The sequence below is a fragment of the Candidatus Accumulibacter vicinus genome (genome assembly GCF_000584955.1).
In the GTDB taxonomy this organism is placed as follows: domain Bacteria; phylum Pseudomonadota; class Gammaproteobacteria; order Burkholderiales; family Rhodocyclaceae; genus Accumulibacter; species Accumulibacter vicinus.
In genome coordinates, this window is the sequence record NZ_JDSS02000027.1 from 23,728 (window position 1) to 35,925 (window position 12,198).

At 62.7% G+C, this 12,198-nt stretch carries 9 protein-coding genes and 1 pseudogene; 6 read left to right on the forward strand and 4 right to left on the reverse strand.

The window, feature by feature from the left end:
• The 3 genes and pseudogenes from CAPSK01_RS22895 to CAPSK01_RS22900 all read right to left on the reverse strand — a co-directional run.
• Positions 1-2,200, reverse strand: a 2,200-nt coding sequence (locus CAPSK01_RS22895; RefSeq protein ID WP_273703620.1) for an NACHT domain-containing protein, incomplete at its 3' end; no start/stop codon positions are given.
• Positions 2,179-3,624 carry a P-loop NTPase fold protein gene (locus tag CAPSK01_RS12595; RefSeq protein WP_273703621.1) on the reverse strand — a complete coding sequence of 482 codons (1,446 nt, stop codon included), beginning with the start codon at positions 3,622-3,624 and terminating at the stop codon, positions 2,179-2,181. The genes CAPSK01_RS22895 and CAPSK01_RS12595, both read right to left, overlap by 22 nt.
• 132 nt (positions 3,625-3,756) lie before the next feature.
• A pseudogene (locus CAPSK01_RS22900) lies at positions 3,757-3,877 on the reverse strand (IS3 family transposase); the annotation flags it as partial.
• A 235-nt stretch (positions 3,878-4,112) separates the two neighbouring features.
• Between CAPSK01_RS22900 and CAPSK01_RS12600 the strand changes: the two are divergent.
• The 6 genes from CAPSK01_RS12600 to CAPSK01_RS12625 all read left to right on the forward strand — a co-directional run bounded on the left by CAPSK01_RS12600 (position 4,113) and on the right by CAPSK01_RS12625 (position 11,448).
• Positions 4,113-4,949, forward strand: coding sequence for a DUF2235 domain-containing protein (locus CAPSK01_RS12600; protein ID WP_273703622.1), 837 nt, complete (start codon positions 4,113-4,115; stop codon positions 4,947-4,949).
• Positions 4,950-5,104: 155 nt separating this feature from the next.
• The gene (locus CAPSK01_RS22905; protein WP_273703623.1) at positions 5,105-8,767 is read left to right on the forward strand and encodes a patatin-like phospholipase family protein; all 3,663 of its coding nucleotides are present in this window, start codon (positions 5,105-5,107) and stop codon (positions 8,765-8,767) included.
• A gap of 61 nt (positions 8,768-8,828) precedes the next feature.
• Entirely contained in the window at positions 8,829-9,815 is a 987-nt protein-coding gene (locus CAPSK01_RS12610; RefSeq protein ID WP_034927553.1) for a zinc-dependent alcohol dehydrogenase family protein, read from the forward strand.
• 91 nt (positions 9,816-9,906) lie between these two features.
• Positions 9,907-10,557, forward strand: a complete 651-nt coding sequence (gene flgA / locus CAPSK01_RS12615) for a flagellar basal body P-ring formation chaperone FlgA (protein ID WP_034927116.1) — start codon at positions 9,907-9,909, stop codon at positions 10,555-10,557.
• Between the two features lie 118 nt (positions 10,558-10,675).
• Complete coding sequence (flgM, locus tag CAPSK01_RS12620; protein ID WP_034927118.1) at positions 10,676-10,960, forward strand: flagellar biosynthesis anti-sigma factor FlgM; 285 nt, start codon at positions 10,676-10,678, stop codon at positions 10,958-10,960.
• A gap of 23 nt (positions 10,961-10,983) precedes the next feature.
• Entirely contained in the window at positions 10,984-11,448 is a 465-nt protein-coding gene (locus CAPSK01_RS12625) for a flagellar protein FlgN (protein ID WP_273703624.1), read from the forward strand.
• A 226-nt stretch (positions 11,449-11,674) separates the two neighbouring features.
• Here the strand turns inward: CAPSK01_RS12625 and CAPSK01_RS12630 are convergent.
• On the reverse strand, positions 11,675-12,198 hold a 524-nt coding region (locus tag CAPSK01_RS12630; protein ID WP_273703625.1), incomplete at its 5' end, for a cytochrome c3 family protein.

Below are 12,198 nucleotides of genomic sequence, written 5' to 3' on the forward strand. Positions count from 1 at the left end.
GCCCCGTCAGGGCGGCGAGCGCCGACACGTCGCTGACCGGGGTGTTTTCCAGATCCAGGGCAAGGAGCGCCGGAAAGGCGACAATCGCGGTGCCGGCCGACCAAGTCCAATCGGGATCGCGAACGATCAGCAACCGGAGCCTCGTCGGCGATTTCAGGCTGTACAGTTCGGCCGACGTGCGATACGGGACACCCTGCAGATTTCCGGATGGCACGTCGCTGCCGCCTCCGCGAACGATACACGCCAAGCCCCCCTCAACCAGCAGCGGCAAGAGGTCCGATGTACGGTTGTTCCGATGCACCAACCAGGCCTCCCTGACGCAGCGCGCGCTCAGCTCCTCCCTGGTCGATGCTTCAAGCCGGACATGGCGGTCGCCGAGAATCCTGGCGGCAAGAGCCAGCCGCGTTTCCGTCACGGACTGGCTCGGCGAATCGCCAGCGTCCTTGGGAAAAACGTCGTGCGCGAGATCTTCGAGCCAGGCGGGATCCTGTTCGGCCGACAGTTTTTCGAACAGGAAGACAAGAGTCTCGCGCCACAGGGCTTGACTGGCCCAGTCGCGCAGATCAGCGCGGCGGAACGTTCCGTCGCTGCTGGCGCCATGACGAATGTACGCCGGACTGAGCATGCGCTGCGCCAGGTGGCAGGCGCAGAAGTACTCCTGGAAACTCAGATGCACGAAGGCATAGATGCCCTCGCCGCGCGGCAGCAGCAGACCGCTACGCCGCGCGACCCAGCCCAGGTAGTCGCTCGCTGCCATCGGCGCCTCGGCAACTCCCGAGCGTTGCATGGCTTCCGCGAGCCAAGCGCGAACCTCGCTTTCTCTGGCAAGAAGGCCCGACTGTTGATCCGCCGCCGAGCGCTGCCTCTGCAGGCAAAAGGCAACGTAAGCCAGCCAGCTTTTTCGCTCCTTCCAGTCGTGGTGCGCGAGACGATCAGGAACTCCCGACAGCTTGCGGCTGCTGTCGATGGTGTTGATGTAGGCGTTAGCGATCTCGTCGTAGAGGACGGCCTTGCCATCGGGCAGGTCCGCTCGCTCGCGATGCACCACCGCCATCAGGGTCAGCAGATTGGGCGTCCGGGCGAGGCGGAGGGTAACGGTGTGGCGCGATACCGCCGCGACCAGATCCGCCGCTTTTTCGCGCGACTCGATCGCGGAGGCACAGCGCTGGCCGTACCAGTTGGCGGCGAAGGCGGCGATCCGTGCATCGTCAAAGGGCATCAGGTAGCGGCGTGTGGCCCAGGCGGGCTCGTTTCTCGTCGTCTCGCCATCGGGACTTGCCGGCCCAGAGTCGCCGCCCGTGCTCCAGTCGCGGTCCATTTTCATTGCCCGCGGGGAGGCGGTGGTAGCAGGAAGTGTTGGCCTGCCGAGGAAACCATCCCGCCCTACCTTGAAAGGGTGGGTAGCTGGCGTGGCCGATATCCGACTGAGATCCTCGGCATCAGGATCATTCCGCGGTATGGGCCGGTGCAGGAATTCCGCACGGGGATCTCCAATACGATCGTCCGATGTCATTCGGTCCACCGGCCGATCGTCGTAACCGACGATGCGCGAGGTGGCGAGTACGCAGGCGTCGTGCGCGCTCGCCGTGCGCACCCAGTTGCGCACCCGGTCGCGCCCCACCAGCGGGATTTCATCGATGCCATCGAGGATCAGCACGTACTTGCCGGCGGCGACACGCGCATGCAGCGTGGCCCGAAGCTCATCGCTGGCCTTGTCGCCGAGCAGGCGGCGGACGATCTGCTCGACCAGCCCGGAGAGCGAGGTTTCTTGCGCAAGCACTTCTGGCGGCAGTTCGCGCAGGACGCAGGGCAACGGCACCTTGTCTGCGAGGAAAGGGGGTAGCGCCGCCGCCAGTCCTGCTGACAATCGCCACGCCAGCCAGTTGGCCAGCGTCGTCTTGCCGCCCCCAGGATCGCCGAGAACGACCAGTCGCCGGTGTTCGGTCAAGGCATCGAGCAGGCTTTGCCCCGGCGGCCAACGTTTGGGGTCGCCCTCGGCATCGACGGCGTACTCGGCGAGCAAGGGCGGCACGTAGATGGTCTCGATCCGAATCCGCGGCAGATCGCGCAGATTGTCGAGCGCCAGGATCTCGACGACGCCCATGCGGGTCGCCACTTCGCTCAGGTAGCGCCGCAGCGGCAGATCGTCCCACAGCGGTTTCAAGCTGGTGTCGCTGCTCATGTTGTCGGCCGCGCGCACTTCAGCAGCGCCTCGAAGTCGCTGGCAACGAGGTTCGGATGATGCTCCCGCACCAGCGGTGCGATCCAGAAAATCTCGATCGCGTTCGGGTCCGGATAGGTCGAACCCCAGGCTTCGCTGTTGCCCTGGCTGGGCAGGCGACGCTCAGGCAAGCGCAACGCACCGATCCATTCGGGTGGCTTGAGCTGCGGCAGCTCGGCTGCATCCGGTGCCTCGACCTTGCGATCGTTCACGATCGATGAGCGATCGGCCACTTCGCCGCGGCACCAGGCCTTGATTTCTTGCCAAAAGCCGGGTTGGAAACACCAGCGCTCCCAGAGATCGCGATGGAACTGGCAGATGTAGGCGGCGACCAGCACCCGCACCGCCACTGCTTCCTGCTCGGCGTTGCCGACAGGCCAGGGCACCCGAGCGATGAAGCGCGACCACTGGTTGGCCAGTGCCTTCAAGCGGCGCGGATTGGGTGGCAGGCAGTGCAGTTTGCCGATGGCCGTCAGCAGGGCCTGCCGCTGATGGTCATCGTGTAGCCACTCCCCCAGATGTTGCGGCGGATTGGGCGGCGGTGGCAGGCGGAAGACATTGGTGCAGATCTTCTCCAGATAGTGCGCGGCTCGCAGTTGCACCACCGCGGGCGGCACTTCCTTCGGCAGGGCCAACTCCTTGGCGATGGCGTCGACCAGCGTCTGCTCGTTCATGCCGATGACGAAGACGCAACGCGGAACATTGAGGTAAATCTTCAACCCTTCGAGCAGGCGAAAAGCAGCCATCGAGTTGCAGCGGTCGAGGTCGTCGATGAACACCACCAAGCGGGCGCTTTCGTCTTCCGGCAGGATTTCCTTGATCGCCGCGCTGAGGAAGCCGCGGATCGAATCGGTCGGCAAGGACTCGGCGAGGTTTGCCTTCTCCCACTTTTCGCCAATGCTCTCGATTCTATCCGCGTTCGGTAGCAAGGCTTCGACGCCTATGGTCTTGGCAGCGTCGCTCAGACTGCCGAGAAGATATCGAAGAGTCACCTGACCCAGCTTCTCGAACTTCCCCCTGACAGCGGCCGCCGTCGACAGCTGCCGGCGCATCTCATGGAGCAGCGCCACCACCGGTACCACTTCGCTCTGGTAACGCCAAGCTTCGAACCAGATCGTGACGATCTTCTTGCCGCGTTTCGCGCGCGCTGCACCCTGCTCCTGCGTGCCGCTGAAAGTGCTGCTGTCGCTCCCGACCGAACCGTCCTCCTTCGTTGCCTCGCCGCCGAGATGCCACTGCAACTGGCGCATGAAGCTGGTCTTGCCGGAACCCCAATCGCCATGCACACCAAAGACGTGCGGGGGCGTGCATTGCTCGATGCTCTCGCACAGGCGGGTGAGTTCCTCGTTCCAGTTCAAGCGATCGACAAGTGTCGGAAGATCGTCGTGTGGCTTGCTTGACATGAGTCTCTCCATCCAAACGGGCATCGCCAACGATTGTGGCAGCATGCGTGCACCTTGACCAGAGCCTCAATCAGCCGACAGCAATTCGGCCTGCTTGTCGACATGTTCGAATTCTGCATCGAAAGATAGGAAATCCAGCCGTTGCAGCTTCCAGTCTGTAATCTGATTCGGGTGAATGTCATGCTGCTCCGCCAGGGCCACTTGCGCCTTGGAACAACGCCGGGGTGTGGTTCCGCCTCGTCCTTCTGGTCATGTTCTTGTTCCTGTGATGGCTGCTTTCGCAGCCGATCATTGGGGCAAGGCTAGCACTTATCCTGTTTTCCGAAATTCCGGGGCCAACTCTCAGACGCCCGGGCAGGCGACAAGCCGACGCCCGCGGTGTTTTCTGAGAAATTCGGCGATCGACGTTGACTACCCTAATTTAATGGACGAAACTTGCCCGTAAGCAACCGGCAGGCAAGGCCGGGTCCGACATGGGAGATTGAGCAATGGCACTCTATGCGTTTGATGGCACCTGGAACGAAGACGAGGAGGACGAAGCCAGAGACAGCAACGTCGTCCGCTTCCGCGATGCCTACCAGGGCCACATCTACTACCTCGAGGGGGTCGGCACTCGCCTCGGATTCATCGGCAAGGTGTTGGGCGGTGTCGCCGGCGCCGGCGGCAGACTGCGAATTCGCGAGGCGATCGAGGCGGTTGAAAGGCACTTTGCCGCTGGCGACCGGATGATCGACATCGTCGGATTCAGTCGAGGTTCGGCGCTGGCGGTCCATTTCGCCAACGAGGTCAAGGAGAACTTTCCGGATGTCCGCATCCGTTTCCTGGGCATCTGGGATCTGGTCGCCTCATTCGGCATTCCCGGCAATCCGATCAACATCGGCTGGCACCTGACCCTGCCGGATAACGTCGAGAAATGTTGTCACGCACTAGCGCTCGACGAACGCCGGGAGAACTTTCGGCCGACGCGAATCAAACGCGCTGACGGGAGCGTGCCGCCGCCTGAAATCCTCAGAGAGGTCTGGTTTCGCGGCGTACACTCCGACGTCGGCGGCGGCCAGAGCGTCGGTCTATCCCATATCTCGCTGTGCTGGATGATCCGGCAGGCGGAAGCCGCGGGGCTGTCCTTCGACACACAGAAGCTGGCCAGCTATGCGTCGCAGTGCGATCCGACAGCGCCGATCTCGAAAAATTTCGATCCACAGCTTGATCCGGCGCGCCGGATCAAAGCAACCGACCTCATCCACCACACGGTGTCGGCGCGGCCCGATGCCGGCCGCCTGGTGCACAACAACCCCCCACCTGGCAACCCGATCGAAACAGCCTGAACGGCGACTGCCGGGCAATGCGGGTGACTGACGCGTCGGCGTGACGTCCGGATTGGGCCGCATCGGCAAACATGCCGGCAGCGGCCGGTAAAGGTCAAGCGCCTGCAGTGCCCTTCAGTTTGCTGGTGTGGGTGGGACAGACCCAGGAGAACCAGATGAACGCCAGCGGTGATCGCAACACCCGCAGGATCAGTCCGGAGCACTTCTCGGCCGGCACCGACGGCTACTCGTTCGACGTGGCGCTGGACCTGGCCAGGCTGAGTGCGCAGGCTTACCGGTCGGCACCGGAGTTTGCCGGTGGCCTGACCGAGCAGGCAGACGAAGCGTGGGTTTTCGACCCGCAGACGGACTTCGTCACTGACGACAGGATCGGCACGCAAGCCTTCGTCGTCGCAGCGAATGGAACCGGGCTGCTGGTCTTCCGGGGTTCCGAACAACAGTTGAACGACTGGCTGGTCAACTTCAGCACCCTCCGCAGCGAGGGTCCGGGTGGCTTCGTACACCGGGGATTCCGGGACGCACTCGACGCCGTATGGACGCGCATCCGCGCGCGGCTCGCAGCACATGCGGTTCGTGATCTCTGGATCACCGGCCACAGTCTTGGTGGCGCGCTGGCGGTGCTGGCCGCGGCGCGTTGCGTATTCGGCGATTTGTCTACCGGTGAGGGGCGGCCCGAAAGCGGGCTCACGGTGCGTGGCGTCTACACTTACGGTCAGCCGCGGGTCGGCGACTGGCCATTCGCCGCTGCCTATGAAGACGCGCTTGGTCTGAAGACTTTCCGCTTCGTCAATCGCGACGATGTCGTCCCGCGCGTGCCGCTGGCGAGTACGGGTTTTCGCCATGTCGGCCGCCGTTTCTACTTCGATCACAGGGGGGTGCTCGAGGAGCGCGACCGCGCCGCCGACCTGGTCGGCCCAAGGATCAAGGCAGCCCTCCAGAAATGCGAGGATGCCCTCAGTCAAGTTGGGGACAGTAAGGACGTCAAGCACTTCTCTCTGATCGCCGATCACGACATCGCCAAATACATCGCCCTGCTCGAAAATAATCGCTCGTTCACCGCCGAGAAGCTGCAGGCCGTGCCATCGCGCCAGGTGATCTGGGCCGAGTGGCAGGCCCTCCAACGGCTTCCCGGGGGCACCCTGGCAGCGCAGAAAACGGACGCCGAAGGCGCACCAGCGCGGCCGCCAAGCCCCCCGGAGGATCTTGCCGATCAGCCGTCGTCGCCGGCAGAAAGCACTCGACAAACTTCTCCCGAGCCGAAATGTGTCGGTCTGGCCTTGTCCGGTGGCGGCATCCGCAGCGCGACCTTCAACCTCGGTGTGCTGCAGGCACTGGCCGGTGGCGGGGTTCTGCCGCGCATCGATTATCTGTCGACAGTCTCTGGCGGTGGCTACATTGGCGCATGGCTGACTGCCTGGCTCTACCGTACCGGCAAGAGCACCGGCGACACCCCCGCTCTGACCGCGGTCGAGGCCGTCGCCGGGCGCCTGGGTGGCACAAAACGGCAACGGGCCGAGCAGTTCAACGACGCTGGAGAACCGCGCGAGGTGACCTGGCTTCGGCGTTTCAGCAATTACCTGACACCCCGTGCAGGGCTGTTCAGCGCCGACACGCTGACCGCACTGGCCACCTGGTTGCGCAATACCCTGGTCAACCAGTTACTGCTGGTGAGCGCCCTGGCCCTGGTTCTGTTCATTGCCTGGGGTCTGATCGCTGCCCTGCCGGACACCGAATCGACCGGGTCCGTGCTCTCCCTGGTGTCGGTTCTGGGTCCGTGGGCGCTCATTCTGCTGGTGACCTTTCTCGCCGCGAATTCCGAAAGTCGAACGGCTGACCGATGCAGATCCGGCAGCGTGTGGGCCAGCCTCCTCGTGGCTTCGTTCTTCTGCCTGCTCTGGATGACCCTGCCCTTCCTGCTCCTGCTCATCTGGCCGGCGTTCGGCAAGGGGCTTGGCCTGGCCGAACCTGCGCACCTGCTGCTGTTCATCGTGCTGGCGCCGCCGATGACGTTGCTGGCGGCCTTCTCGGCGGGCTCCTTGCTGCTCGCGCTTTTGCATCAGCTTGGCGGCGAGATGTATCGCGAGTGGTGGGCACGCTGCAACGGCCGTCTGCTGCATACGACAGTTGTCTGGTTGGCGGCCAGCGGAATCACTTTCGGCACGCCCTTCCTTTGGCACCTGTCGTGGGATTACCTGATGACGGCCGGAGGTATTGCCTGGCTGGCGACCACCGCGATGGGGGCCTTGTCGGCGACCAGCGCCCAGTGCAGCGGCACCGAAGGCAAGCCGAACTGGCGCGAATGGCTGGCGCGAGCGGCGCCTTACGCGTTCATCGTGGGCCTGCTCGGGCTGGTCGCGCTCGGCGTTCATTGGGGTGTCAAGAAGCTCGGTGCGCCGGTGGCGGCCGTCACGGCCGTGGCCGACCAGGCAACGCCAAGTGCCACGCCGCAGACTGGCGAAGCGTGCCCTGAAAAGAGCAGCGGCTGGAACCTGGCCTATCGGATCGTCGACCGCGAAACGGCAGCCCAGGTCGAGAGTCCTTCAGCGACCATCGACTGCTGGCTGGTAACGCCCTTTGCAGATTACGCCAATCTTTCTCTGTACCGGGCACGCGCCATCACCGCTGGGCAGTGGCTCACAGTACTCGCGCTGCTTTTCTTGGTGATCCTCATGCTCGCCTGGCGGCTGGACATCAACATCTTCTCGCTGCACTTCTTCTATCGCAACCGGCTCGCGCGCTGCTACCTCGGCGCATCCAACAGCGAACGCCGGCCCAACCTGTACACCGGCATGACCGACAAGGATTCGCCACCGCTCTGCGATCTGGCCAGGGTGCGGCCTTATCCGCTGATCAACTGCGCACTCAACATCACCCACGATCCGGTCGCAGGGGCCACCGACCGCCTGGGCTGGCAGGAACGCAAGGCGGCATCGTTTCTTTTCAGCCCACTCTACTGTGGCTACCGACTGGCGTTCGGCGAACGCGGCATCGACGCCTTCCAGAAGACGGCCGATTTCGCCGTCAAAGCAGTTGGCAGGAAAGAGCATCTCCCGCTGGCGATGGCCATGACGATTTCCGGCGCGGCGGCGAGTCCCAACTGGGGCTACCATACCAATGCCGCCACCGCTTTCCTGATGACCGTCTTCAACGCCCGGCTGGGCTGGTGGCTGCCGAATCCGCGCCAGCCGACATGCTGGCGCGAAGACTCCCGAAGCTTTAGCAGCCGGATGCTGCTTCTCGAGCTGCTTGGTCTGTCCTCCGACCGCAAGGATCTGGTCTACCTCAGCGACGGCGGCCATTTCGAGAACCTCGGACTCTATGAACTCGTCCGGCGGCGCTGTCGGGTGATCATCGCCTCCGACGCCTCGCAGGACGGCGACTATACCTTCGAGGATCTTGGCAACGCGGTCCGCAAGTGTCGGACCGACTTCGGAGTCGAGATCGACATCGATCCGCGCAGCATCATTCCCGATGCAAGCGGCGTGTCCGCCTGCCACTCTGCGGTCGGTCTGATCCACTACCCGGAGACCGAGGAGCGTCCGGCGGCCGAAGGCCTGCTGTTTTACATCAAGCCGTCGCTGACGGGTGATGAGTCGGCCGACCTGTTGCAGTACAAATCCCAGCACCGGGATTTTCCGCATGTGTCGACACTTGATCAATGGTTTGACGAATCGCAGTTCGAAAGCTATCGCAAGCTTGGGCAGCACATCGCTCAAGGGCTGATCGCCGACGAGTTCCGCCCGCTCCGGCACCGCCCAGGAATCGAACCGCTGCGCGAAGCGCTCGGCAAACTGCGCGCCTCGCTGGCCAGCGAGTAGTTGGTTTCAACAATATCGTTCCAGACCGGATCACCGGAAATAATGACTACGGGGGATGTGCATGAAGGCCATGATTCTGGATGCCCAGGGCCAGCCGTTGCGATTGGCCGAGGTGCCTCGACCGAAACCCGAGGCTGATCAAGTTCTGCTCAAAGTACGGGCCTGTGGAGTCTGTCGCACGGATCTGCACGTCATGGACGGCGATCTGCAGCACCCCAGGCTGCCGCTTGTCCTTGGCCATGAAATCGTCGGTGTCGTTGTCGAGAAAGGCGACAGGGTGGAACGTTTTGCGCTTGGCCAACGTCTTGGCGTCCCCTGGCTGGGGCATACCTGTGGTCATTGCCGCTACTGCGCAAGCGGTTCCGAGAACCTTTGCGATCGGGCAGAGTTCACCGGCTACACGCTGAACGGCGGTTACGCCGAGTTCGCGTTGGCCGATCAGCGCTACTGCTTTGCACTGCCGAACGAATACCCGGATGCCGAAGCGGCGCCGCTGCTCTGTGCCGGACTGATCGGCTATCGCTCGCTGGTCGCTGCCGGCGATGCGCGGCGTCTGGGCATCTACGGTTTCGGCGCGGCCGCGCACATCATTGCGCAAGTAGCCCGCTGGCAAGGCCGCGAAATATTTGCCTTTACCAAGCCGGGTGATAGGGATGGCCAGCAATTCGCCCGCCAGTTGGGGGCTACCTGGGCCGGCGATGCCGACAGCGCGCCGCCACAGGAAATGGACGCCGCGATTCTCTTTGCGCCGGTCGGTGACCTGGTTCCGCAGGCGCTGCGTCACACTGTCAAGGGCGGAACGGTGGTTTGTGCAGGCATTCACATGAGCAACATTCCCGAGTTCCCTTACGCCATTCTCTGGGGAGAGCGTTGCGTGCGCTCGATCGCCAATCTGACACGCCGCGATGGCGAGGAGTTCTTTGCCATCGCGCCCAAGGCCGGCGTCCGCACCGAAGTGACACGATTTCCCTTGGAATTGGCCAATGCCGCACTGCAGCAATTGCGGGCAGGCCAGATTCGCGGCGCGGCCGTTCTCGTCGCCGGTTAACCTTCGCCATTGAGGCAGATTCAGGCAGAATGGCGAGATGCGTCTTTCTCCTGTTTTCCCGCACTTCGGCCGATGGCCTGGGCGGTTCGCGATGCTGCTCGCCGTCATGAGCAACAGCGTTCTCGGCCAAGCGTCCTTGCCGGCTGCTCTCGATGAGTTTCTGCGTATCCAGACCCAAGGATTGCCAGGCAAAGTCAGCTATGGCGTCGGTCAGCTTGATCAGCATGCCCAAAACACCCCATGTAGCGCCTTTGAGCCCTTTCTGCCGCCGGGAGGCCGGCTCTGGGGAAAAGCGATGGTCGGCGTACGCTGCCTCGCTCCGAAAGTATGGACCGTGTATGTGCCCGTACAGGTCAGAATTACGGGAAATTATCTGGTTACGGCACGCCAGTTAATACCCGGCCAAGTGGTGGCCAGTGCCGACCTGCGCACGCAAAGCGGCGATCTCGGCGCGCTGCCGGCCAACGTCGTAACCGACCCCGCCCAGGCCATTGGCAAAACCGTCAGGAACGGCATCGCTGTAGGTCAGCCGCTACGCAGCGATCTGTTGACCGCACCATGGCTTGTTCAGCAAGGGCAAAGCGTCAAGCTGCTGTCGACAGGCGCAGGGTTCACGGTCACTAATGAGGGAAAGGCACTGAACAACGCTACTGAAGGCCAGATTGCGCAGGTGCGGACAGCTTCCGGCCAGGTCGTCAGTGGCGTCGCCCGAAGCCCTGGTGTTGTTGAGGTGTCGTATTAGTCGCAGATCTTGCATGCCTGGTGCGCAAGCCCCCCTCTATATTGCGAAAACAAATGTTAAAGTTTAACCGTCATTCGCCGATACACTGGTTGAGTACAACCGTTTTAAGGGTACGTCCATGAAAATCGACAGCACAACCTCTACCTCCGCCAGCGCTTTCACCGAGGTGCGTCATCGCACCAGTGTCAGCCAGCCGGCAACCAGCGCTGCTACGGAAGTCCACCTCAGTGAACTCGCCGGACAGCTACAGTCTCCCGGTGAAGCTTCGACCTTCGACGCGTCGCGGGTTTCTGAAATCAAGCAGGCAATCGCCGAAGGCCGCTTCACGATCAATTCCGAGGCGATTGCCGACCGGCTGATCGCCTCTGCCAGCGAACTCGTCGCTTCCGCCAGTCGGGCTTGATTCCCGAAGCCTTGATGGCGACGATGACGGATTTTCTGTCAACGGTTGAGGCCGAAGTCGCCGCGGCAGGGAGCTTTGTCACCCTGCTCGAACTTGAGCAGGAGATGCTCACCAAAGGTGAGGTTGAGCATCTTCAAGAGTTGGTGCAGCAGAAAAACGGACTGGCCGTCCAACTGGCGACTCTCGCCGAGCAGCGTCACCAAGTGCTCGCGGCAGAAGGCCTGACCGCGGATCGCGCTGGCTTGTCCGCCTGGTTTGCGGCGCACCCGACGGCGAGCCGCGCCCATGCCGCCTGGACCTTGCTGCTGTCGATTGCCAGTCAGGCGCGCGACCTGAATCGCATGAATGGCGAATTGATCCAGCTGCGCATGCAATACAATGCCCGGGCACTTGAAGCACTTCTGGGAACCCGCAGTGCCTTCGGCCTCTATGGCCCGGACGGACAAAACACCTTGTCCAGCGGCCCCCGCATCAGCGACAGTGCTTAGAGGCTGTCAAAAAAACTGAACTTTGCTCGGAGCTCTGCTGGCTGTGGTGGTCCATTCAGCAGGCATTCAGGGTCGCGCGGGTGCCCGAGCCGTGCTGCTTCAACTGGCCGCTTGGTTCTGTACGATTCCGGACGGTATTGGCGGATAGTGCTTAAGCCGGTACGCGGATGGAATGGGTGCGTGCCCTCTTCGGCTGGACGCTGACCATCGTCAAGCATCTAGCAAATCAGTCGTCATCCCGCTCCTTGCCATGTCCTTTTTCGCTCTCTCGCCCGCGCCCTGGCATCCGGATGTCGTGCTTATCGGCGCTACGGTGGCATTCGACGCAGTCCTTGAAGTCGCGGATGCCCTCTTCGACATGCTCGCGCCGAATCTTCTCGGGCGTGTGCTCATGGCAACCGTAGCAGGTATAGCGGCTGTAGTCGCTACGCACGTGACAGGTTGCGCATTTCACGTTGTGATCGCGATCGAAAACGAAATACTTGGCGTGATCGAAGGTCGCGGGCACCCATTTCTCATCGGTGTGGCACTGGTTGCAATTCCCGGTGATCTGCTGATGGAGAGAGTCGGCAGGTGACTTGTGGCAGGACTGGCATTCCTTGCGCGCTTCCATCTGCAGCAAGGCGTGCTTGAACCGCCCTTCGATGCGGAAACGTTTCACGCCCGCATGATCGCTATGGCACGCCAGGCAATCCTGCTTCAGGAGCTTCTGATGGAAGGGCGTGCTGGTGAGCGGTTTCCGGATCGGCT